Below are 24,141 nucleotides of genomic sequence, written 5' to 3' on the forward strand. Positions count from 1 at the left end.
TTGAGGCCATTTCCCCTTTGTTAGAGTGTGGAAGCGATGCAATAATAAAAGGGGAAGATATTATGCACGGCTTCCTGAGGCTACCCGTTAAAACGCGTAATTAAAGCGTAGTCGGGTTGCGATTGTCTCGTCGTTTGTCGTAGCGGCAACTTTGTCTGCTTTAGAGTACGAAGCTGCTAACGTCATGGACGCCGCGTCGATATCTAGCAGCGGCATTGTATAAGCTGCGTATGTTGTAAGAACGCTCGGGTCATCACCAGTGGCATTGTCTTCATTAGAGGAAATGATGCCAACACCAAAATCTCCGCTTGTCATATTTGCAGCCCATGACATGACTTCTTGTTTGCTTTCGTCATCTTCCATTTTTGCAGCTGATAGGTTGATGTTTGCGCCACCCACATCGAAATTGGCTGTTATGGAAAAACCGGACTGGCTGACATCGTTAGTTGAGGATGTACCATCGTACTTTATTTGTTCGAAGCCGGCTGAAATAGACATGCCATCGGTTGCGTAAGTCACTGTCGGGCGGATACCTGAAAAGGCTGTGTTGTCGTCGCCGTTAGCGTCATCATCGCCATATATCGTAGCGAGTTGGAAAGACAGAGCGTCGCTAGATTTAATGTTTAGGGCAATCTGACCGCCATCGTCACCGGCACGACCTCTTACTTTGTTTCCTTGATAGACTGTAACGCCACCAGCATGTTCGACAATGGTATCTTTGCCGAGTGGGAATAGGTTGATGGCCTCGAATCGACCAAATTGAGCGTCAAAGGAGTCATTGCCTAATTGAATAAATGCATCGTCGATGCCTGTGGAGCCATCCGTAGAAACAAGCAAGGTTCCCTTAGACTTTATAAAATTATCACCGGATGTATGTTCTGAGGCTATGTTGAGCGCTACTCGACCGTTTTGATCGTATGTCGTGCCGTTAACGCTTGAATCATTGCTGCCACTTTGATTTTTAATGTCTGTGTTTATCTCGAAGTCTGCGTCAAATGATGGGCTAGCGTAGGCGCTATTCATAGCAATTAGTCCCGAGACAACGGCAACGTATAGGGAGGTTTTCTTCATTTTCTATTACCTTTTATATTTTATTTTTATTGTTCCTCGAAAGTATTTTCAGGAAATAATCTTTCGATTAGGTAACAATATTTCAATATAAGACATGAAGACAATGGTATTTCTTTCTTATTTTTTGCTTAATTTGGGCTGTTTTCTTATTAATCCCTTAACTTATTGTCTATTTTTTGGACTTTCTCCTCTTTCTATAGGAATAAGTAATATATAAGTTGGAGTAAAATTACTACATTTCGTGCATTTCCATTTTTTGTTCTTTTTTATTTTGCTGATTCTTGCTTGTTATCTTCTAATCTTCTTGCTCAAGGTTGAATAAAACGCTTTCTCTTTGTTCAAAAGATTAGAGTCGCGATACGCCTCCTATTGCTGTATTCTTCGCGTCTTCTTCAGTGTGGAATTGGCTTGTCGTAATACTCCTTTTCAGCTGAACCCGCTTTTATGCGTAATTGTTACTGAATCGAGACCAATTCATGTCATTTTCTTCTTTGGGGCTATCTGCTCCTATTCTGGATGCTATTAAGTCCCAAGGGTATTCCGAACCATCACCAATACAAGCCATGGCTATTCCCGCCGTTTTAGAAGGGAAAGACGTTATGGCGGCGGCGCAAACGGGTACGGGTAAAACCGCTGGGTTTACGTTGCCAATACTTGAGCTGCTATCTAAGGGCGAAAAGGCTCGTAGTAATAATGTTAGGGCTTTGGTATTAACACCGACTCGAGAACTTGCAGCACAGGTTCACGAAAATGCGGCAGCCTATTCTCAGAACTTGCCTCTTCGCGCTGAAGTCGTATTTGGTGGCGTTAAAATCAACCCACAAATGATGAAGTTAAGACGCGGCGTTGACGTTCTCGTTGCGACACCGGGTCGATTGCTGGATCTGTTCTCTCAAAATGCAATTTCATTTAAGCAGCTTGAAATTCTGGTATTGGATGAAGCAGACCGCATGTTGGACATGGGTTTTATTCACGATATTAAACGTATTCTGAAACTCTTACCTAAAGAACGTCAGACTTTGCTTTTCTCTGCGACGTTTTCTGATGATATTCGAGAATTGGCGCAAAATGTGGTTAAAGACGCTGTTGAGGTTTCTGTTACGCCACCTAATACCACGGTAGAGGTGATCAGGCAGAGCCTTATCCCAGTGGATAAGTCGAAGAAAAGTGCGGCGTTAAAGTTTTTGATACAGTCGCGCGACTTAAGCCAAGTGTTGGTTTTCTCTCGTACGAAGCACGGCGCTAACCGATTAGCGACCCTGTTCCAAAAAGCAGGCATTGAAGCGGCGGCGATTCATGGCAACAAAAGCCAAGGCGCCAGAACAAAGGCGTTAGCTGGCTTTAAGTCTGGCGAAATCAGAGTGCTGGTGGCCACAGACATTGCCGCTCGTGGTATCGATATTGACCAGCTTCCACATGTTGTTAATTTTGATTTACCCAATGTTCCAGCGGACTATGTGCATCGAATTGGCCGAACTGGCCGCGCGGGTGCAACGGGTGAAGCGATCTCTTTGGTGAGCGAGGATGAAGCGGATCAGTTATCTGATATTGAGAATTTGATTCGTAAACCGATTCCACGTGATTACTTGGAAGGATTTAAACCTGTCAACGAAGTTCGTGAGACGAGAATTTCGGATAAAGTAAAAAAACCGAAAAAACCAAAGAAGCCAAAAAGCCGAAGTACGTCTCGCCATAATAATGGCCAGCGTTCGGGAGAGCTGGCAAGAGGTCATAAGCCGACTGGTCAGCGTTAGTCGGTTATCAGGACTCTTTAATAGTCTTCGTTAAAGAGTCCTAAGTGTGACGAGTAGCGATTGTAAATGTAGTCGCTACGTTAAATAGGGCTGTTCTTTTAGCATTCTGCTCAGCTCTGTTCTATCAACCGCTTTACTGTAATACCAACCTTGTCCATTAGAGTTTAGAGAGCGGCTCAGAATGTACTCTAATTCCTTTTCTGTTTCGATTCCTTCGAATACTGCACACGTATCCAAAGCCTCTAAAAGCTGGAAGATCCCATCAAGCGTTATTTGATTAACCGTTTGGGTGCCGATTGCTTGGGTAAACATCATGTCGATTTTGACTTCATCTGGCTCCAAAGAGCTCAACCAAGACAGATTCGAAAAGCCGGTGCCAAAATCATCCAATGAAAGTTTGTAGCCATCGCGAGTGAGTCGTTTCGCAGAGTTAATGAGCACGTCATGATCCATGGCTGAGCGCTCGGTGACTTCAAAGACGATTTGATTGTTGTGGATGTTGTATAGACTCATTTCTCGGTAGATAAAGTCAAAGAAGTCGAGTTCGCCTAGATCGCTAGCAGCGACGTTGATATTGACTGACAGTGAGCGATCGGCTTCTAGGAATGTGTGTAAATCCTTTAGCGTTTTACGAACGATGACTTTCGTGAGCTTTAGTATGTCGCCATTTTGTTCTGCAAGGGAGATAAATGTATCCGGTGAAATAAAACCGTCTGTGTCATCGACCCAGCGAGCCAAGGCTTCCACCCCGATAATGCGTCCTGATTGCAAGTGTATTTTGGGTTGATACAGTGGAAAAACGAGTTCTCGCTTTATGGCAAAACGCAGCTTGCTGAGCAATGCCCTAGGCGCAAACTTCCTATATTGGATAACAAAAGATAGGACGATACCGACGATAATGCCCAGTACCACGAGCGAGGCGCTGTAGGTAAAGGGCTTTGCGTATAAGCCTAGTTTTCTATCGATAGCGACAGAGCAAAAATTTCTGGAGTGATCACAGCGCTTTTCAGTGATGATGGCATTTGGCAGAGGAAGCCAATCTTTAAATGACGCCTCATGATTAATGGCTTTGGCGACATAGTCGGATGGCATATCGTCTAAGGTAAAATACACAAAGCCAGTGTTGTCGTTGTACATCACTACTCCTGTTTTTGTGGACCGTCGGTTAATGTCTAAGTATGCGGCGGGCGATATCGCGACGATGACATTTTTTATTTTTAGCAGTGTCCGTTGCTCGAACTCTCCGGTGAGATAGTCCGCTGAGCGCCAGAAAGACAAGCCTTCTCCACTCGCGTCGTCTGAATCTGGTGCTGTTAGTTGAAATGGCGAGTCTAGTTTTCCCCAAACGGCACTACAGTGGATCGCGTTGTTTTGTGTATAGCTAACGTCTTCAATGTAGTGATAGCGTGCGCGAATGCGTCGTAGCTGATTTAAGTTATTATTATCGCAGGATTGGTCGGATAGTTCGGAGGCAAGTGCCAGTACTTTTTGTGCCTGAAAGCTAACTTGTTGGTTTCTTAGGGCTACATCATGAGCGTATTTGTTTAAAGAAATAAACTCATCGCCAATAGTACGAAAGTGCGCTGTGTTTAAAATAACAAAGATACAGATCAAACTTACCAGAGCCGTGGATGACCAAGAAGGCTTTGGTAAGTAGGATAAAAATATCCCAAATTTTACTAGCTGACTTTTAATGTAGCCCAAAAGTAACAACCCCAGAGTGTATTGTTGAATCTAAAGCTTATATGAGCTTAAGTCGTTTTCCAGTTTTTGAGAGGTACTTCCTAAACCTTGGACGAGGGTAGTCAGTTTCTCATTTTCTTCTGCCAAACTAATTAAGTCTTTTTCTAATTGCTCTATCATTTGAATTTTTGTTTTATGGTTGTTATCTAATGCGTCTTTGAACGCGTTAAACTCCTGGCAAACTTGCATTATGTTGGTCGACGATTTGTATGTTTGTGTGACTTTTTCAGTTAACGCTGAATCCAAAGCGAAGTTGAGGTATTCCTCGGCCGAAAGAAAGGCTCGCGAAAGTGAGTCCAGTTCGCTGAGCTCTTCATTAACAAGGTGTTCTAAGTGATGAATTAACCCTGCGTTTGCATTACTGCCTTCGTAAGACGTGTTTGATTCTCGTAATTGTGTAATCGTGTCGAGCAACTTACTGGATAGACGCTTTAGAAATTCAGACCGTTGTTTGTTTTCGTTGATTAACGCACGTAGATCCGACAACGCGATGTCACTGCGTTCAGAGTCAGTAAAGCATTGCTTAGCACTTTCATGTAGTTTGACCGTTACAGGAGCGAGTGTTGCGATAAGGTCCGTGTATTCATTTCCAGCGACACTGCATTTTTCTAAGTAGACACGAATCTCTTGTTGGTGACGTCTATTTTTATCAATACTCTGAGATAATTTTTCTAAGCTGGATTCACTTAATTTTACGTCATTGTTTAGATTGCTTGCTTTGTTGCGTAGGTCTAAAAAGGTTCCATTCAGGCTTTTATTTAACAGCGTTAAGGCGCTTAGAATGCTGTCTTTTGCAACACTGGAAAAAGCGTGGGTTAAATTGCCTCGCTCCATGCCTTCAATGTGTTGTTTTAATGTATAGGGTTCTGTTCCGATCGATTTTTGTATTCTACTTAATAAAACTCGAACGATAATGAGCATTAACATAAGGGTTAAGAAAGCGGCGATAAAATACGGTGTGGATAGCTCCCACGCTTGCACGTTTAGCTCATCCATATAAAGGCCATAACCTATCATCCAGTCCCACTTAGGAATAAGCGTCATAGTATTCAGCTTTAAGAACAACTCGTCAGAGGAGGGTTTACGGCTTTCACCTATGATAAAGTGAAATTCATTGTCTCTTAAAGCCGATATGTACTTCGCATAAGACGATTGAAATTTTCCGATGACATCGTCTTTTACATGTACCCTAGCAATGGCGTTATGATCGTTTGCCCAAATAAAGGAAGAGCCTTTTGAAAATTTGCTTAATAGGGTCGCTATTTCAAATTCCGCTTCTGGTTTTGATAGCTCACCTCGTTCGAATCGGTTTATTTCGTATTCGGCGAGTTGCTTCGCGAATCTGAGTAGTTCCGTTGCTTCATGCTTCCTTGCCTCGATTAGGTTGTTTTTTGACGCTTGGAACATCAAGGTGCAAAACACAACCATTCCAACCGCTATGATCACAGTGATTAAGTTAATCAGTCGAGAAAGTTTCATGTTCTATATTGCCTATTTTACGAAGTTCACTTCGGGTTAAATGTCGTGAATAGGTGTTTCTGAAGCACATATCCTACGAACTATATTTTTAGAACATACTATCAATTAATTCAAACATACTATGAATTTATTTTTTAGAATCGACGTGTTTATATCTGCTTGAATGGTTGGCTGTGTACGTGTGCTTATAATATCAAATTGACAATCGATATAATGTTTTTTAACGTTAAAACAATGTTTTAACAATGTTATTAAAGGTTGAGTAAGTTAGTTTTTATCGGTGGTATTTGACTGCATGTGCGTGGTCGAATATTTTTTACGATTTTATGTTAAGCCGACAGCAATTCGTTATCAGGTGTCGAGACCAAAAAGGGGCAGGCCTCAACGAGTGCAAGGGAGTAAAGGAGAAGAGAATGCGTATACAGGTCGATAATCTAGAAAGTAATGACATTACAGAGTTACTTACCTTCCATCACGAAAGTATGTTGTCTTTAAGTCCGCCTGAAAGTGCTCATGCTTTAGACCTTGAAGAGATGAAAGATCCCAGTATCACGCTGTGGTCCGTTTGGATCGATAATGAACTGGCTGGCTGTGGCGCCTTAAAGGAGTTGGATGCGCGTCATGCTGAAATTAAATCCATGCGGACTTCCCCAAAGTTTCTTCGACGTGGCGTCGCATCAAAGATGCTTGCGTTCATCATTGACGAAGCGAAGGCTCGAAATTACAACCTGCTGAGTTTAGAAACTGGCACGCCAGAGCCTTTTTTGCCAGCGCAAAAGCTCTACCTTTCTCAAGGTTTTGAGTATTGTCCGCCCTTTGCAAACTATGAAGAAGATCCGTACAGCGTTTATATGAATAAGGTACTTTAAGTAACACCTGAAAACTCCCCTTGTTCCGCTTTATTGCGACCAAATGTGGATGATGTTTTCGCTTTCTTTAGTTTTAGCGAGGTTTGTAAGCGTGCCTTTAGCTTGCTGACAGAAGGTTTGCTAACCCTTTACCTCGCCCCCGCATTCAGCATGAACTTGTCTTGCTAATCTACGAACAGGTTACCGAAAGAGTAATCATTCGTAAGTTTGCAGGAGAGAAAAAATGTCAAATGGAAAGGGTGTTTCAGGAAAAAGTCAGGCGCTAGATCTTAAGAATCTTTTGTTGGAGCGTCGTAAGTTCGTTAAAGCGTTAGGGTTAGTGCCGCTAGCCTCGGTTGTTTCGGGAATCAGTGGTTGTGACGGTTCTGGAATAGGGGACAGTAGCTCAACGTCAAGTGCCACATCTTCTACCTCGTCAACGACAGCCTCTTCAACGAGTACGTCTTCGACTTCCACATGGGCATCAGGCACCACCGACTTAATTACGGTCGATTACCCAGATGATAGCCTTTTTGAAAGCAGTTCCGCGTGTCAGGTGTCTTTGACGCAGTCAACGACCGAAGGCCCATGTTATTTTCAAGACTCTACCGGAGAGGACATTTCCCTTGGTTTATCAGGGTTGCCAATGCAACTTTGCTTACGTTTGATTGATAGCAATTGTGAGCCTTTGGAAAACTATACGATTGAAGCATGGCATTGTGACATCGATGGTATTTATTCGGGCGACACAAGTGACAGCGACGATGCTAGCAGTTTTAATACAGGGTTTTGTACCAATAATGAAGACGATGCATTAGCGAGTACTTGGTATCGTGGTCAACTCGTAACAGATGACAGTGGTCGAGTGAACTTTAAATCTTGCTTCCCTGGATGGTACCGAGGTCGAACAGTTCATATACATGTTCAAATCACGAGTGAAGATATGCAAAGTACACTGGTAACTCAGTTCTGCTTCACTGACGATCTAGTGACACAGATTTTCACATCACACGATCTGTATAGCAGCCGAGGAGATCAGGATACGCCTTTGTCAGGAGGAACCGATACGGTCTTTCCTGCAAGCGATTATGACGTCTTCTTGCTGACAACTGAGCAAAATTCAGACAATACGATGTTGGCCTACGGAACGATCCAGTTGACCTAAGAAGGCTTGCTTGTCGTTTTCATAGTAGTGCTCATAGTACCTCACAGAATATCTCCTAAAGTACCTTTCATCGTACTTGCCGAAACTTAATGCATTAGCATTAATTAAGAGAAGCCCGCTTAGTCGGGCTTCTCTTATATTGCGCATGGTTACATTGATTTACTTTAATTTCTCCGCGAAACGTTAATTTCGTCACACTTTCCACGTACACTGATTCATTCTTATTTCTTATCTATTGAGGGTATTGAGGAGCAGTATGGAGTTCGTCTGGGTCTTATTTGCGTTCGTGTGTGGGCTGGGTGCCAAATTAATTCATTTACCTCCTCTGATCGGTTTTCTCGTCGCTGGATTCGTTTTGAATTTTATGGGGATGAAACCCAGTGACTTCCTGACGGATTTGGCAGACCTTGGTATTACCCTAATGCTTTTCTGTATCGGGTTAAAACTTCACGTGGCTGATTTGTTAAAACGTGAAGTATGGGCCTCAACACTCAGTCATATGGGAATATGGACCATTCTTGTCGGCCTTTTCTCGCTGGGTATTGGTACTGCCGGACTTGGTTATTTTGATGTATTGGATATTCAATCAGCCGCATTGATTGGCTTTGCATTAAGCTTCTCCAGTACGGTCTGTATTGTGAAGTTGCTGGAAGAGTCTGGCGAGATGAAAACACGACATGGTCAGTTGTGTTTAGGCATATTGGTTATGCAAGACATCGTAGCGGTTGTGTTTTTAGTGTTAGCGACCGGTAAAATTCCATCCTTATGGGCTGTTTTTCTATTTGCCCTGATTCCGCTACGTCCCTTATTGCATAAATTGCTGGAAAAATCTGGTCATGGAGAAATGTTGCCTCTGACGGGGTTGTTTATGGCGTTGGGAGGGTACGAGCTTTTTTCTTACGTCGGAGTGAAAGGCGATTTGGGTGCATTGGTATTAGGAATATTGCTCGCGTCTCATTTTAAAGCGTCCGAGTTAAACAAGTCACTCATGAACTTTAAAGACCTGTTTTTAATTGGATTTTTCTTATCGATTGGATTCAGTGCTTTACCAAATTTGGAAATGCTCGGACTCAGTCTGATTATTTCAGTCGTTATTCTGTTTAAGTTTGCTCTATTTTTCGGTTTATTCGCCGCGCTGCGATTGAGAGGTCGGACGTCCTTCTTGGGAGCGCTCGCACTTTCAAATTACAGTGAATTTGGTTTGATCGTCGTCGCGCTGAGTGTTCAAAGTGGTTGGTTAGCGAAAGAGTGGTTGGTGATTCTCGCCCTTGCTGTGTCCTTTTCGTTTGTACTGACCAGTGTGCTGTATCGTCAGGCTCATGAAATCTATGGTCATTATAAAAAGCGTATTCGACGTTTCGAAAAGTCTCAGTGCTTACCTGCGGATACCTTTATTCAACCGACAGGAACCGAAATACTGGTTGTTGGTCTTGGACGAGTAGGGCGTGGAGCTTACGAGTCGCTGCGGGTTATGGAAGGGGCGTGTGTTGCCGGAATGGATGCAGATCAGTTTAGAATCGAGAAAATGCAGCAAGATGACCAAAATGTATTCTATGGCGACGGTGAAGACTTGGACTTATGGGAGCACTTAGATACAAAAGGCATCAAGCTGATATTGCTTGCGTTGCCGTTGGCAGAAGACAGCGCAAACATCACTAAGCAGCTTCGTAGTGCTGGGTATCATGGGCAAGTGGCGGCGATTGCGCGCTATCAAGATGAAAGAGATGCGTTGATAGATTCCGGTATCGATAACGTCTTTAACTTCTATACTGAAGCCGGTACAGGTTTTGCGGAAGAGAGTCTTGCGCTTATAAAACGTTAGAACCTATAAAAGCGGGTTATGGGAAGAGTGGTCAACGGGGAACAACACCCAGCTAAAAAGAGGATGACAAATAAAGAGGAAAAAAGAGTATAAATCACATAATTTTTATCTCTTTTATCTCTTTTATCTCTCATGTGCTCTCATGTAATAGAAAGCACGATATGATAGGCCGCTTTTTGAAACACATTGCACAGGTAATTAAATGAGTGATCCGAATGCGGCAGCGACACATAATCCGTTGAAGCGACTGTCCGAGAAAGAGTTTATCGCATTATTTGCGACTATTATTTCCTTAACTGCGTTGAGCGTGGACTCTGTTCTTCCTGCGTTTAGAGATATAGCAACCGATTTGCAGGTGGTCGACTACCAAAAAACACAATGGATTATCTCTGCACTTGTTCTTGGTATGGTGTTTGGTGAGCTTCTATTTGGCCCACTGTCGGATGCGATAGGTCGAAAAAAGAGCATCGTCATTGGCGTGGCCATTTATATCGTTGGGTGTGTCATGGCGACGTTTGCGCAAACCATGGAAATGTTGTTGTTGGGACGTGTTATTCAAGGATTTGGTGTCGCTGGCCCCAAAATAGCGTCTCGGGCACTGATTCGAGATCTCTATCGTGGACGGGAAATGGCGCGCATGATGTCGTTCATCATGATGGTCTTTATCTTGGTTCCGATGCTTGCACCGCTTTTTGGACAAATAATCATGACGCTTGGGTCATGGCGTTGGATTTTTGTCGCCGCTATTTTACAGGCCTTTATTGGTACAGTATGGCTGATTATACGACAGCGAGAAACGTTAACGCCTGAGACGCGTAAGCCGTTCCATCTTGCTCGTATTTTGAAAGACGCCAAGCACATTGTAAAACGTGGCGATGTGATGTCGTTCACTGTCTTAGCTGGGTTTCTATTCAGCGGCATGATGTTGTATCTCAGCATCTCTCAATCTATTTTTCAGGACATTTATGGCGTTGGCGATAAGTTTCCATTCTACTTTGCTATGATGGCGGTCGCGATGGGCGCCTCGTCTTTGTTAAATGGCCGAATTGTACGCAAATTTGGAACAAAACGATTAGCATCGACCGCCTTAAGCATTATGTTATCGGCCGCCATTGGCTTGTTGACCATATCGTTTTTTTTTGGCGGCAAACCGCCTTTTTGGCTCTTTATGTTCGGTGGGATGATTGTATTTTTCTGCCAAGGACTCATATTTGGTAATGTGAACGCGATGGCCATGGAGCCGCTGGGGAAAATGGCAGGCTTAGGGGCTTCTATTATTTCGTCTCTTTCTAGTGTGGTAGCGATAGCCGCTTCTGTGACGGTTGGTCAGTTCTATCATGGTAGCGTGACGCCATTAGCGTTTGGCTTCACTGCCTTTTCAAGTGCTGGACTGCTGATGCTGTATATCGGTGGTCGATATCGTCAAGCCTATCAAGCAACGGACGCCTAAACGTTTGTGATTAGGGTCACGCGCGCAGCACGCTAAAATAAGACAAAACAATTAATTTGGTACGCGACTAACTATGGCTTCACAACAATCGGAAGTGTCTCTCGGAAAACAGCTTTTTTCCATGACTTGGCCCATGCTGTTTGGCGTGCTATCTATCATGAGTTTTCAGTTGGTGGACAGTGCCTTTATTGGCCAGCTTGGTGTTTTACCGTTGGCCGCACAAGGCTTTACTATGCCTATTCAACTGGTGCTTATTGGCGTTCAAGTTGGATTGGGTATCGCGATGACATCGATGATCTCGAAGGCGCTTGGTGCCAAAAAGCAAGACTACGCGAGACAGTTGGCGGGACTGGTTTTATTGCTTGGGACCGCTTCGGTGGCCTTGTGTTGCGTGTTGATATGGTTACTGACAGCCCCTATTCTTGGCCTGCTTAGCGCACCAGATAACGTTTACGCTGTGGTAAATTCGTATTGGCCTTGGTGGTTGTTGAGTGCGCTATTCGGCGCATTTATCTATTTTTACTACAGTATTTGTCGTGCTAACGGGAATACTATGTTGCCCGGCGCCTTGATGGTTGTGACAAGCCTGCTGAACATTGTTCTTGATCCCATTTTCATCTTTACGTTTGGGTTTGGGTTAGAAGGCGCGGCAATGGCGACCATTGTTTCTTTCGCAATCGGCATTGTCGTGATTGTCCCTAAAGTGGTTGCTAATCATTGGTTGGCATTTAACTTTCGCGATTTGAATATCATAAAGACGTTGGCTGAAGTGGGTCATATTATGGGACCCGCGATGGTGAGCCAACTATTGCCTTCCGTGTCGTCTATGGCTGCAACTAAGCTAGTCGCCGGATTTGGTGCAACAGCAGTGGCAGCTTGGGCACTGGCTTCTCGTTTTGAGTTTTTCGTTATTGTGACTGCTTTAGCGCTTACTATGTCGATGCCTCCAATGGTTGGTCGTATGCTCGGTGCGAAAGCCTTTGATGATATTGAGCACGTGATTAAAATCGCGATACGTTTTCTATTGGTGTTCCAGTCTGCTGTTGCGCTGTTAACGTTTGCAATGTCGGGGTTGTTGTCTTCTGCAATGACCAGCGATACCGCCGTCGGTGACGTGCTTCATTGGCACTTGCTGATCGTGCCCATTAGCTTGGGGCCTCTGGGTGTTTGCATGATCATGGTCAGTATTTGTAATGCCTTAGGCAAACCGTATCGAGCACTTATCATATCCGCGTTGCGCTTGTTTGTTTTCTTTTTACCTTGCTTGTGGATCGGCTCTCAAATAGCCGAACTTAAAGGCATGTTTGTTGGTGTTCTTGTGGGTAATATTCTGGCTGGGATCTGTGCTCACCGCATCTACAAAACATCGATTAAGCAGCTGCGCATGCCGTAGGCTGGGCAAAGGACGGTATTGTTAATCAGTACCCTATTTCTTCGATAAGCCGTAGGTTATCCAAATAGTTCGGAGCCTGAGGGTGAACACAACTTACTAGTGACTAGTGTTCACGGCATACCTTCTTATTATGCTTCTAAATTTCTAATAAAATTAAAGCCTTTTGCGTTAGCTTTTAGTTTATAGCTAGTAGACGGGCGTCCTTTTCCTGAAGCTGGCCTTTGCCCAACTTCCTCAACTAAGTTCGCTTGCTCTATACGCCTTCTAAACGATTTTTTCTGGATGGGTTTATCAATCAGTACCTCTAAGCAGGCTTGTAGTTCGGGCAAAGTAAACTCTTCTGGCAGTGCATAGGCAGGTATCATCGAATATAAGGCTTTTTGCTTTAGCCTTTCTCTTGCAGCCTGCATTATTTCTCTATGGTCAAAGGCAACGTCCATACTTATCGCTTCGCTATACAAAATCCAAGACGCTTCAGAAATATTTTCTACATAGCTTTGACAATCTTGAAAGGCAACCAAGGCCGTATAAATTACAGTTACGGACCAGCCTCGAGTATCTCTTATATTGTTTCCTACAGTCTGAAGTTGTTCGACATACGGCGCTTCTATCCCTGTTTTCTCTTTTAGCTTTCTCTGCACTGTGTCTTCAATAGAGGTGTCTTTTGTTTCATCGACAAACCCACCTGGTAAAGCCCATTTATCTTTTTCTGGGTGTTCGCTTCGTTTTGTGAGTAGTACAAATAGCTCGCCATTATGAAAGGTAAAGATAGCTGCATCCACGGTTACTAAAGGGGATAAGTAATCTCTGCGATCATATATTTGTAAAAAGTCAGCTTCAGTTTCTTGCATGTTTCCTCACCATAAATGCGTATTATTTTTTGATTATATCAAATAGTGTCTTTAAGACATAAAATTTTGTTGACATATATAGTGTCCTTGGGACACTATATTGAAATACCAAGTAAGAGGAGGGTTCACAATGAGTTTTAAAGTAAAAACAAATCAGAATGAGATATTGGATGTTTCTTTTTTAACGTTTTCTGGTGGTGAGAGACACATTCAGTTGCCAACAGTTTTTTTGTCCCCTGTGAACCAGATTGACATTGAGGCTCGCATTCAAACGGCAACAGAGATCATCGATTTACTGCTGTTAGTAAATGCGCTTCGTCACCAATTTAGTAGGGAGCTTTTGATTAACCTTGTAATCCCATATTTACCTTATGCGCGCCAAGACAGGGTCTGTGCAGATGGGCAGGCATTTTCGTTAGAGGTTTTTTCAGGTCTATTACAATCCATGGACTTCAATAGCATTACGGTTTGGGATTGTCATAGTCAAAAAGGTATTGATTTAACGAAAGCAAATAATGTAATTCCTGCAAAAATTATTGCAGCGAGCGATTCTTTAGTCGCTCTGCTAAAGGCTGACAACAGCGTTTTGATATGTCCCGATGAAGGGGCCGTAACGCGTTGCCGGGAAATAAATGAGTATTTTGCTTTATCAGAGATGGTTCGGTGTTACAAAAAGCGCGACCCAAGTAGCGGAAGAATTACTCAGACGGAAGTTGAAGTTGAGTCGTTGGATGGCAAAGTGGCTGTAATCACGGACGATATCTGCGATGGAGGATTTACGTTCATCAAAATCGCGGAGCAATTAAAAGAGAAAGGAGCTGACAGAGTAGTTTTGTATGTGACTCACGGCATTTTTAGTAAAGGCTTAGAAGTTTTTGATGGTTTGATCGATGAAATATACACCAGTAGTAGTTTTGAGCGGGCGTTCAAAAGTTCAAAGCTTAGCATCATTAATTATTAATTGAGTAACAGAAAAAGGAGATTCTTATGAACCCATTAAGCGCAATCGATTTTTACAAAGCCGACCACAGACGCCAATATCCAGAAGGAACTGAGTATGTATATTCTAACTTCACACCTAGGTCATCTCGTTTAGCACCAGTATTAGATAGCTTTGACGATCGGGTTGTATTTGTTGGCCTGCAAGGTTATATCAAACGCTTCTTAATAGAGGCGTGGAATCAGAACTTTTTCAATCAGCCAAAAGAGAAAGTTGTCGCTAAATATAAGCGTAGGATGGACGGATCATTAGGAGAAGGTGCTATTCCGGTTGATCACATTGAAGCGTTGCATGATTTAGGGTATTTGCCCGTGGAAATCAAAGCGTTGGCAGAAGGAAGTCGGGTCAATATTAAAGTGCCTATGTTTACTATAGTTAATACTTTACCGGCGTTCTATTGGTTAACGAACTACTTAGAAACAAGTTTAAGCTCAGATGTTTGGAAAGTTTGCACTACGGCTACGATTGCCTATGAATACAAGTGTCTTTTAATGAATTTTGCTGAGAGAACTGGCGCTCCTGCGGACTTTGTTCCCTTGCAAGGTCACGACTTCAGTTCCAGGGGGATGAGTGGTATTGAAGATGCCGCTCAGTCTAGTTTAGGGCACTTAACGAGCTTTATTGGTACAGATTCTGTAGCATCTATCGATTATGCAGAAGACTACTACAACGCAGAAGGTGTTATTGGCGTATCGGTTCCCGCGACAGAACATAGTGTTATGTGTATGGGAACGCAAGGTGGAGAAGTTGATACTTTCCGTCGTTTAATTGCGGAATTATACCCTCGAGGTGTAGTCAGTATCGTTTCTGATACTTGGGATTTTTGGCAGGTAATAACGTCTTACGCGAGGGACTTGAAAGATACTATTCTTGCTCGCGAAGAAGATGCTCTTGGCTTAGCAAAGGTAGTATTTAGGCCTGATAGCGGTGATCCAGTAAAAATTATTTGTGGTGATCCTGACGCTGAACCAGGCTCTCCCGAGTATAAAGGGGCGGTTGAATGTTTGTGGGATATTTTCGGTGGAGATATTACTGATAAAGGCTATAAGACGTTAAATCCAAGAGTGGGCTTGATATATGGTGACTCTATTACACTTCAACGAGCACGAGCTATTCTTAATGGAATGGAAGCAAAGGGTTTTGCATCGAGCAATATTGTTCTAGGAATAGGAAGTTACACTTATCAATATTTAACTCGTGATAATTTTGGGTTTGCGATGAAAGCGACTTGGGGACAAGTGTATGGTGAAGGAAGAGAAATCTTTAAGGACCCTGTGACGGATAGTGGCACGAAAAAGTCTGCGAGGGGGTTGTTACGAGTCGAAAAGACGGGCGAGGGTTTTGAACTTTTTGACCAGCAATCGTTCGATCAAGAAAAACAAGGTGAGCTTAAAACTGTTTTTAAAGATGGAGCTTTAGTGCGAGAGCAATCTCTTACGGACATTAGAGAGCGGTTGGCAAGCTAACTCTTTCGATTGTTATGGTTAGTTCTTTAAAGTGAGTGCCTTTGTGAACTTTGTTTATAAAGGCACCTGGTTCTTGAGCGTAAATTGATACGAGATGGAGGCTCAGGGCATCACTTATAATCCTTTGCTTTCATCTGGAAAGATGGGCCAATCAGCTGCGTCGACAGAATCTAGTTGTGAGTCCTCACTATCGCCCTGCAATTTGTTAATGAAGGCTTTATCGGGATCATAGAGTTGAGTTTGTTTGTCCAAGTTAAAGTGGCGTCCTCCTCTTGGATCTGCTCCGACTCCCGCAATGTATTGCCAGTTTCCCCAGTTCGACGCGACATCAAAGTCAATCAGCTGCGATTCGAAGTAGGTGGCGCCGTACCGCCAGTCGATTTCTAAGTCATATATAAGGCTGCTCGCAGCTAACTGGCGGGCTCTGTTGCTAATGTAACCTGTCGTGTTCAATTGTTTCATCGCTGCGTTGACGATTGGAAATGGAGTACTGCCAGCGCACCACTTTCGAAATCGCTCAGCGTAAAAACTGCTGTTGAGAGTTTTATTATGAATGCCGCTTTTGCTGAATAGACGTGCGCCATACTTCATTGAATACCATTGGAAATACTCTCGCCAGAGTAACTCAAAATAGATCCAGTAAGTTGAATCGTTACTGCCCATGCGTGATTCATAAAAAGCCAGTGAGTTCATCACTTGTCGAGGGGAAATAGCGCCTTGAGCGAGCCAAGGTGAAAACTTGGTAGACGACATCCAATCATCCATTGTATTTCGAGTTTCTTTGTATGTGCTGGCTGCACCACTTGAAAAGTAGTCGGCGAGATGGGCGTGGGCATATGATTCCCCTCCAACAAAGGGTGAGCCATCCAAAGCGAATGACGTGTGAGGCAATGTTTTCACGTAAGGGCTGTTTATCGCAACGGGTGGCGGCAATCGATCGACGGCTTTGATGGTTTTTGGAACATCGATCGTTTCAACGAGTTTACGAAATTTTGTAAAGCTTTCTGGTAATTCATTCAGAGAAAAAGGCAAGGCATGACGACTAAACAGGGTTAGACCGTATTCTGTTATCCAGCGGATATCTGTGTAACGAGCTTGTAGTTTGGTGAGCGTCGTTGCTTCATTTATCCCAGCGTGATGATGGCGGTAAATATGAGTGATCGGATACTTTGATACTAAGAACTCAATCGTAGCGGAAGCGTTCTTTGAACTTACCCATAACTTATTATGCAAACGCCGTAGGCTATGGTCTAAATCTAACGCTCCCATATGACGAAATAGCGTCCGATGTTCCGATGGTTTGATGCTGGTATTATCGAATGTGCTCGGTGTATTCGATGACCGAATTGGATCTGAGTTATCGACGTTGTTATCGTCAGGGGAGGAGCAGTAAAGACAGATTAAACGGTCTACCTCTCGGGAGGCTTGATACAACAAACTGTTGTCATTAATACGAAGGTCGTCACCAAACCATATTATTCCCATCGACATTTTCCGACTCCACGTATTGTTATTATTGCTCGATGTGGGGAATACGGCTCAAAAGGGGAAAAAGTTCACTCTAATTGGCAAGCTTGCACAATGTTTATATTGAAAATAAATGTGAGAATCAATATCATTTGTGTAATATAAATACGAGCTTCCGGAGATCATCATGGAACCCACAGCACAGCAAAAAATCATCGACTTTCTGGTAGTAGGAGGTCCGGTTGTGTGGATTCTTCTTGGATTCTCTGTCGTCGCCCTGACGATTGTACTGGCGAAAGTGATTCAGTTTGCTGGCCTGAAGGCTGAAAGCACAAAAACGGCTGACAAAGCAATTGACGCGTGGCGTAAGGATAACCTTGATGGCGCTATCAAAAACTTGCGCCCACAACGTCCGATCGACGGTGTGGTGTCTTTTGCCATAAGAGCGTTGCAAAATGCATCTATGGACCTTGCGACAGTCAGAGAAGAAACCGAACGTCTCGCGTTGAAACAACTTCATACTTTACGATCTTTTTTACGTCCGCTTGAAATTATTGCATCCCTTAGCCCTTTACTGGGTTTGTTAGGTACCGTTTTAGGTATGATCGCAGCGTTTCAAAAAATGGAAGGTGCGGGGAGTCAGGTCGATCCATCTGTTTTGTCTGGTGGTATCTGGCAAGCACTTTTGACAACGGCGGTCGGTATTGCGGTTGCTGTGCCTGTGATGACGTTACACGCTTGGTTAGAGCGTAAGGTTGAGCGTGTTGCGCACAATATGAATGATGCCGTGACACGCGTGTTTACCTCTCGCGAATTAAATCGAGTTGCTTCTTTGCAGAAGAACGAAAAAGAGGTTAAGCATGCCGCTTAACCTAGAGCAGCCGAAAAGAAAAACAGGGATAAGTCTGACGCCATTGATTGATGTGGTGTTTATCTTACTTCTGTTTTTTATGCTGACATCTAGTTTTGTCCCGTGGCGGATCGTAGATACACCGCTTGCTGTGTCTTCAGCACCAAAGGCAGATGCAGAGCCAAAGGGAGTGGCCGTACTAACACTCGAATCAAACGACGGACGTGTCTTATTTAAAAATCAACTGTTTGTGATTGATAACGCTTCACAAATGTCTGATTTGGTTGAACAAAATCAAGATAAAACCATTGCGATTAAAGCGAAAGAGGGCGTGACATTGCAGTCCCTTATGTTGCTTGCTGACCAGCTCAAGCTATTGGGCGCAGAAAATATTTCCATCGCAAATGCATTTTCGTCTAAGGAGACGAAATGAACATAGGTAAAAAGTTCGTCGAACAACGAGATGCGGGTGGCGATGACAATATGATTCCTATGATCAATGTTGTGTTCCTAATGCTTGTATTCTTTATGGTTGCTGGTCAAATAAAGAAATCTGATCCAATTAAAGTCCAACCGCCAGTGTCGATTAACGAAGCGCGAGCTCAAACTGAGCCAAATGTCGTGATTGTCGTTGGGGAGGGGAAAGCCTACGTAAATGACACGCTGTTCGACGCCGGTCAACTGCAATCATATTTAGAAAGCGCGTTTGAAGAAAGTCCCGATCAGGAGGGCTTTTGGGTTCAAATTAAAGCAGACGGCGAGGTTTCTATCGAATCATTAAAGCCTATTTTCACCGAAATTCGACGATCTGGATTAACGAAAGTTAGCATTGCGACCCAATTGAACCGGAGTGCTCAATGATCAAAAAAGGTCACTGGGTGCTGGCAAGTACCGCTGCGCTATCACTTCATGCGGGTGCATTTTACCTTGCGTTCTACAACCCTCAGCAAGAAGGTAGCGTCGCACCGGGTACTCAAGGTATTGAGTTTGGTTTGGGCATGGTGGGGGACTTAGGTGACAGCGCCGAAACAACCGTTGCTAAAGAAAACATTAGCGAAGAACCTGTTGTAGAAGAAACAGACGTTGAAGAGGTTGAGCAACCTCCAGAGCCTCAGTTAGAACCAGAACCAGAACCAGAACCAGAACCAGAACCAGAACCAGAACCAGAACCAGAACCAGAACCAATTGTTGCGTCAATTGAGCCTGAAATAATTCCAGAAGAAGTAGTTGTTGCCAAGCAAGAAAGCGACATACTAATACCAGAGCCAGAGCCAGAGCCAGAGCCAGAGCCAGAGCCAGAGCCAGAGCCAGAGCCAGAGCCAGAGCCAGAGCCAGAGCCAGAGCCAGAGCCAGAGCCAGAGCCAGAGCCAGAGCCAGAGCCAGAGCCAGAGCCAGAGCCAGAGCCAGAGCCAGAGCCAGAGCCAGAGCCAGAGCCAGAGCCAGAGCCAGAGCCAGAGCCAGAGCCAGAGCCAGAGCCAGAGCCAGAGCCAGAGCCAGAGCCAATACAAAAACCGGTTGTTGAGGCGGTCATTACAAGTAATGAACCTGTGGACGTTCCAGCCACTCCCGTACCTGCGACTTCAGCGCCTAGTACGGAAGGGTCGTCTTCTGTTGCGACGAACAGCAACAGTGAGTCACTAAAAGCGTCTTCAGGATCAGGGGTGTCCAGTCGTTCTGGAGGCAGTCCCGGTGCCATTGCAACGTATAAAAGTACGTTGATGGCTATTTTAGCGAAAAACAAAAAGTATCCTAGAGCATCACAACGTCGTGGTGAAACAGGAGTCGTGAAAGTGGCCTTTTCGCTTGATGCAAATGGCGAGTTGGTAAGCGCTTCAGTTCGAGAGTCATCGGGTTATCGCCGGCTTGATAAAGCGGCGTTGAAAGCGGTAAAGCGCTCTAGATTTCCCGCTCCCCCGAGTGATCTCTCAAAGAATGAATTGTCGTTTACGATCCCTATTTTATTTGAGCAGAAATAACGTTTTTCTATTAAGACGCCCTAATTTTATTAGGGCGTTTTGCTGTGACTTTCATGCAATTCTTTTATCATCGCGGTGGCTGCGCCATCGCCTAACCAATCTGCCGCATCACTCGTCCCAGAGTACGCTTCAGGGCGTGGGTTTTGCCCTGAGTACTTTAATGCGCTTTCCGCTACTTCAACCGAACTGTGAAATCCTGTCGCGACCAAATACCCGGTCGCCCAAGCTGCTCTTGCGCTTTTAACGTCGGCTTCATCTTGGCTGTGAAAGGCCTGCTTTTGAACATATGAAGGGTTTTCAGCCGCTTCAGAACGTGTCTGTGTATGAGCTTTCACATAGGGCTTTTCATTCTGATTACCGAGCAAGGCATCAAAGGTTGCCAACGCTTCAGCGGGGGAGCCTGACATGTGTCCAGACAATGGTTCTGCTGTGCTGGCAACCTTATTCTTGTCTATGGTAGCCAGTTGCCAACTCACAGAACCAAGAGCGTTTTTTGGTGAGACGCCTAGATTCTTGTCTGCTTGAGCACCTAAATCATGCATGCCGAATCTCGGCACTGCGTCTGGACTCGGGCGCTTTCTTTGTTGACTTTTTAGAGGGCCAGTGACTTTAGAGTCGCCTAGCTCTTTCATTTCTGTAATGTTGCTGTCGGACAGAAGTGGGATGTGGTCTGCCAAGAAGTCTCGCAGTTTTTCCGACTGGCTTTGTGATCGAGATTGCATGCCCGTCGTCGCCCCTGTATCTGCGAACAGGGCGCCAATTCCTCCCATTAACTCAACGGTCGCGCCGCGATCATTTGCACTCGCCTCAGCGCCTTGAGTGACTCGACTGAGCGCAGAGCGAACGTCTTGAATTGATTGTCCTTTCATTAAACCTTCGTTGCCAATTAACCGAGCACTGATCGCACCACGCATCTCGTCATTTGGCATCATGTCCATTAACTCACCAAGCTCATTTGCCGCCATCCCAAGTTGCTGCTCGGCAATGGGGCCAGGGTTATAGAACAGGTTTCTCGCCGCTTGAGTTTGCTCTAACGCAAGCGCTTGCGTTTTTGAATCGGCACGAGATCGAGTCGCAGGGTCGATGTGAGAGGTGACACTTTCTCCAACCCCTCCGTATTTATCGGCTTTCGAGACGGTGCTGTCGTGATTGGTCGCGATGCTTGGTTGGCTCGTTGCTGTTGCGTTGCTTAACGGACTGTTAGGCTGCTCAGTGGGTGCTGACGGTTGCGCTGCGCTCTGCGTAGTGACTGAAAGTTGCGTATTAATCATGAATTCGATCCTTGATGTTCCGATAGTTAAGGTTCAGATGTTGTGACGGTGTGGTTCGGGTGTTGGTGCGTTCTGCTCTCTTTAATTGTTCTATGATGTGATTTTTAGTGGTGAGATTTTCATCTAAAAGAGCATCAAGTTTCTCAATGGAGAGGTCTGGAATGTACTCTGACTGAGATAAATAGATATTGGCCTTTTGCTCGTCTAGCAATAGCTTAGAAGAGGAGGGGGTGTTATTTAGGGTTAGCAGAGTCTCAAAAAGGAGTGCGTTTTCTATGTTGAAGTCGTCGCACTTGCCGATTTTTATAAAGGTTCTGAGGATGTTTTTTTGACTGTCACATTCGAATTGAATATGTGTTCCATCCGTGAGTTTAAGCCCTGCACAGCCTACGTTATCCAGTGCAAGGTTGGTTATTCTATATTGGGAGGAAAGAGCCTTTAAAAGGCGTTCGGCATGCCATGTTCCGTTCATTTTTGAGTTTAAGCCTCCATATGCTTCTCATATTGATCGCATATAAGTGGAGGCCACGGAGCAAAGGTTCCATATTGACTGAATAAGTTTGTTTATCTTGGCAGCAACAACCAGACTCTGCCAAAGTGCTTTAATTGGCCTGCGTGGAAGTGCGCCTCTTCGCCAATTCCTTGGTACCAGTCGATGTGTCCAGGCCCTTTGATTGCTCCGCCTTTATCTTGCGCAAGCAAAAGCCTGAATTCATGTCGAACGAGTTGCCCTGTCTCATCTAGTATGGGGACTTCGCCCAATAGGACTGAGCCAAGCGGGATGACGTTGGGATCGACTGCGACAGAGTAAAGCGGCGTAAGAGGAACATTGGCCGCGCCGACTGGGCGGGTATTGCCTTCTGAAAAGAAGAGGTAGCTTGGGTTAGTGGAAAGGAGTTCGCGCAGTCTATCAGGGTGGTCGGCGAGCCACTGTCGAATGCTTTGAGCGGAAATATGCTCGCGATCGATTTCACCTCGTTCTATCAATTCTTTACCTAAACTTCGATACGCGTGGCCATTGACGCCGCCCCAAGAAAGCAACGCTTGTGTACCGTCTTCGTATTCGATGACGCCTGACCCTTGAACATGCAAAAAGAAGTTATCCACTAGGCTTGCTGTGTAGGCGATTTCTAAGCCCTTACCGTCCAATGCTCCCTCAAAGTCGATTTCTTCTCGTGTTGGGAAGCTGCCGTCAGGGTTTGGCTGGGGTTTGCGGTAAAGAGGGTATTGGTAAGTGTCTGTTTTAACATGGCTCACTTGCATTACGGGTACGTAATAGCCTGTAATTTGAACATTGCCCCGTTGGTCTTGCCCTTTGATTTGATGCGCGGATAGGTTAGGCAGATAGCTAGAATCCTCTAGCCAACGCTGGAGCTCTTCGGTCGTTTTTAGTAAGTCAGATTTTGTGAAGCTTAGGTTTTCAAATTGATAATCGGGCGTTTTGATTTTATTCAAATAGCGAACTTGCGACGTAAGGCCATCGCGAAATGAATTGTCTGGTTGTGGAATGCCCGGAATAAGCCGTTCTTCAAGATAGAGGACTTCTCTTTTCTGTGCGGAAATGTCTCTACCATTGTTTGGAAAGTCATTAGATGGATCTATTTCAAGAGTGCTACAAGCGGTTAGAACTGAGCCAACGACAACGGCTGCTAGAACGCGATTTAAAAGTGTATGCATATCGTTTCAGCTTTTTAGTGTTGAAGTAAAATCTTTAATACGGATTAAACTGTAAAGCATTTCAATGCATTAGGCACTCATAAGCTTGTCTTAGTGAAATAAAGGTTTCGGTATCGCCCCCTCTGTCAGGGTGTGCTTGGTGCGCCAACTTGCGGTATTGGCGTTTAATGATGTCTTTTGTCGGTGTTGGCTCGTCAATGCACAGGGTGCTCAGTGCTGCTTCTCGTTCATCTTCATTGACTAAGCCATTGTAGAAACTGTCGAGCAAGCGTTGGACCTCTTCTTTGTCCGTATTCTCATATTCCGACCAATCGAGATAGTAGGTTGCAAGCTTTGCATCCACACTGTCGTTTACTTCCGCAGAGCCAGTGCTTTGGTTGAGCTGTACCTTATGTAACCTAATCACAGTTGGGTTGATATCCAACTGAAGTTGCTCTTCTGACCACAAGGATGTTTGCAACTGATACAAAGCATTCATGATTAAAAAGTGTTGGCGGAAGAGTTGTAAGTTAGGGTCTTCGGCGAGATCGTTGAGCTCTGGGAGAGAAGCTTTCAAGCTTTTTAGAAGCTCAAACTCAGAAATGCCATCAGGATGGTCCCTGAGTTGAGAGAGTATCGGTCGGATCAGAGGGTTTCTCATGTACTTTTTCTCGTGTCAGTCAACGATGTGTGATGTACCCGCATCCTGCGTCGTTTAGTGTAGGTGAAAATGCTCCTGTCCGCGAACTTTCCCCCTGTCATCGTCCTGACATTTTCGTTAATTAAAGTAATTGACCATATGGTTAACATAATGGTTAACTGATTTCTTTCAGTTTCTCAGTGGACATGTTTACTCACCGATAAGAGTGAGAACATAAA

General features: G+C 44.4%; 21 protein-coding genes. 12 read left to right on the plus strand and 9 right to left on the minus strand.

Translation table 11 applies throughout. The annotated features are described in order from the left end of the window. Positions 1–87: 87 nt before the first annotated feature. Positions 88–1,071, minus strand: a complete 984-nt coding sequence (locus tag MARME_RS02205; protein WP_013659642.1) for a carbohydrate porin — start codon at positions 1,069–1,071, stop codon at positions 88–90. Positions 1,072–1,547: 476 nt separating this feature from the next. Between MARME_RS02205 and MARME_RS02210 the strand changes: the two genes are divergently transcribed. Further along, positions 1,548–2,825, plus strand: a complete 1,278-nt coding sequence (locus tag MARME_RS02210) for a DEAD/DEAH box helicase (protein ID WP_013659643.1) — start codon at positions 1,548–1,550, stop codon at positions 2,823–2,825. Between the two features lie 75 nt (positions 2,826–2,900). Here MARME_RS02210 and MARME_RS02215 read toward each other — a convergent pair whose 3' ends face one another. Both MARME_RS02215 and MARME_RS02220 read right to left on the minus strand, forming a co-directional pair. Then, a complete protein-coding gene (locus MARME_RS02215) occupies positions 2,901–4,529 on the minus strand; it encodes an EAL domain-containing protein (RefSeq protein ID WP_013659644.1) in 1,629 nt (542 codons plus the stop codon). Between the two features lie 30 nt (positions 4,530–4,559). Then, positions 4,560–6,047, minus strand: a complete 1,488-nt coding sequence (locus tag MARME_RS02220; protein WP_013659645.1) for a cache domain-containing protein — start codon at positions 6,045–6,047, stop codon at positions 4,560–4,562. Between the two features lie 413 nt (positions 6,048–6,460). Between MARME_RS02220 and MARME_RS02225 the strand changes: the two genes are divergently transcribed. From MARME_RS02225 to MARME_RS02245, 5 genes are all read left to right on the plus strand, one after another. Next, positions 6,461–6,916 carry a GNAT family N-acetyltransferase gene (locus MARME_RS02225; RefSeq protein ID WP_013659646.1) on the plus strand — a complete coding sequence of 152 codons (456 nt, stop codon included), beginning with the start codon at positions 6,461–6,463 and terminating at the stop codon, positions 6,914–6,916. Between the two features lie 223 nt (positions 6,917–7,139). Next, the gene (locus MARME_RS02230) at positions 7,140–8,060 is read left to right on the plus strand and encodes a dioxygenase family protein (protein ID WP_013659647.1); all 921 of its coding nucleotides are present in this window, start codon (positions 7,140–7,142) and stop codon (positions 8,058–8,060) included. 256 nt (positions 8,061–8,316) lie between these two features. Further along, positions 8,317–9,882, plus strand: coding sequence for a cation:proton antiporter family protein (locus MARME_RS02235; RefSeq protein WP_013659648.1), 1,566 nt, complete (start codon positions 8,317–8,319; stop codon positions 9,880–9,882). Between the two features lie 202 nt (positions 9,883–10,084). Then, a complete protein-coding gene (locus tag MARME_RS02240; protein ID WP_013659649.1) occupies positions 10,085–11,332 on the plus strand; it encodes a multidrug effflux MFS transporter in 1,248 nt (415 codons plus the stop codon). A 73-nt stretch (positions 11,333–11,405) separates the two neighbouring features. Then, positions 11,406–12,725, plus strand: a complete 1,320-nt coding sequence (locus MARME_RS02245) for an MATE family efflux transporter (protein ID WP_013659650.1) — start codon at positions 11,406–11,408, stop codon at positions 12,723–12,725. A 128-nt stretch (positions 12,726–12,853) separates the two neighbouring features. Here MARME_RS02245 and MARME_RS02250 read toward each other — a convergent pair whose 3' ends face one another. After that, entirely contained in the window at positions 12,854–13,576 is a 723-nt protein-coding gene (locus tag MARME_RS02250) for an NUDIX domain-containing protein (RefSeq protein ID WP_013659651.1), read from the minus strand. A 130-nt stretch (positions 13,577–13,706) separates the two neighbouring features. Between MARME_RS02250 and prs the strand changes: the two genes are divergently transcribed. Further along, positions 13,707–14,537 (plus strand): ribose-phosphate diphosphokinase, encoded by an 831-nt coding sequence (prs, locus tag MARME_RS02255; RefSeq protein WP_013659652.1) that lies wholly within the window; start codon positions 13,707–13,709, stop codon positions 14,535–14,537. A gap of 26 nt (positions 14,538–14,563) precedes the next feature. Then, positions 14,564–16,042 (plus strand): nicotinate phosphoribosyltransferase, encoded by a 1,479-nt coding sequence (locus MARME_RS02260; RefSeq protein WP_013659653.1) that lies wholly within the window; start codon positions 14,564–14,566, stop codon positions 16,040–16,042. Positions 16,043–16,156: 114 nt separating this feature from the next. On the opposite strand, the gene MARME_RS02265 is transcribed toward MARME_RS02260, so the two are convergent. After that, the gene (locus MARME_RS02265; protein WP_223295003.1) at positions 16,157–17,527 is read right to left on the minus strand and encodes a DASH family cryptochrome; all 1,371 of its coding nucleotides are present in this window, start codon (positions 17,525–17,527) and stop codon (positions 16,157–16,159) included. A gap of 169 nt (positions 17,528–17,696) precedes the next feature. On the opposite strand from MARME_RS02265, the gene MARME_RS02270 reads away from it, so the two are divergent. Genes MARME_RS02270 through MARME_RS02285 form a run of 4 tightly spaced genes read left to right on the plus strand, consistent with a single transcriptional unit; the run spans position 17,697 to position 20,335 of the window. After that, positions 17,697–18,380, plus strand: a complete 684-nt coding sequence (locus MARME_RS02270; protein WP_013659655.1) for a MotA/TolQ/ExbB proton channel family protein — start codon at positions 17,697–17,699, stop codon at positions 18,378–18,380. Continuing rightward, positions 18,370–18,792 carry an ExbD/TolR family protein gene (locus MARME_RS02275; RefSeq protein WP_013659656.1) on the plus strand — a complete coding sequence of 141 codons (423 nt, stop codon included), beginning with the start codon at positions 18,370–18,372 and terminating at the stop codon, positions 18,790–18,792. Before MARME_RS02270 ends, MARME_RS02275 begins: the two co-directional genes overlap by 11 nt. Further along, the gene (locus MARME_RS02280; protein ID WP_013659657.1) at positions 18,789–19,220 is read left to right on the plus strand and encodes an ExbD/TolR family protein; all 432 of its coding nucleotides are present in this window, start codon (positions 18,789–18,791) and stop codon (positions 19,218–19,220) included. Before MARME_RS02275 ends, MARME_RS02280 begins: the two co-directional genes overlap by 4 nt. Further along, on the plus strand, positions 19,217–20,335 hold the full coding sequence (locus MARME_RS02285; RefSeq protein ID WP_013659658.1) for an energy transducer TonB: 1,119 nt from the start codon (positions 19,217–19,219) through the stop codon (positions 20,333–20,335). The genes MARME_RS02280 and MARME_RS02285 overlap by 4 nt, the downstream gene beginning before the upstream one ends. Positions 20,336–20,364: 29 nt before the next feature. Here the strand turns inward: MARME_RS02285 and MARME_RS02290 are convergent, their stop codons facing one another. The 4 genes from MARME_RS02290 to MARME_RS02305 form a co-directional block, all read right to left on the minus strand. Then, positions 20,365–21,606 carry a hypothetical protein gene (locus tag MARME_RS02290; RefSeq protein ID WP_013659659.1) on the minus strand — a complete coding sequence of 414 codons (1,242 nt, stop codon included), beginning with the start codon at positions 21,604–21,606 and terminating at the stop codon, positions 20,365–20,367. Then, positions 21,599–22,078 (minus strand): type III secretion system chaperone, encoded by a 480-nt coding sequence (locus tag MARME_RS02295; RefSeq protein ID WP_013659660.1) that lies wholly within the window; start codon positions 22,076–22,078, stop codon positions 21,599–21,601. Before MARME_RS02295 ends, MARME_RS02290 begins: the two co-directional genes overlap by 8 nt. 92 nt (positions 22,079–22,170) lie before the next feature. Then, a complete protein-coding gene (mltA, locus tag MARME_RS02300; protein WP_013659661.1) occupies positions 22,171–23,283 on the minus strand; it encodes a murein transglycosylase A in 1,113 nt (370 codons plus the stop codon). Between the two features lie 61 nt (positions 23,284–23,344). Further along, positions 23,345–23,923, minus strand: coding sequence for a DNA-J related domain-containing protein (locus MARME_RS02305; RefSeq protein WP_013659662.1), 579 nt, complete (start codon positions 23,921–23,923; stop codon positions 23,345–23,347). Between the last annotated feature and the right edge of the window lie 218 nt (positions 23,924–24,141).

The organism is Marinomonas mediterranea MMB-1 (genome assembly GCF_000192865.1).
Lineage (GTDB): Bacteria > Pseudomonadota > Gammaproteobacteria > Pseudomonadales > Marinomonadaceae > Marinomonas > Marinomonas mediterranea.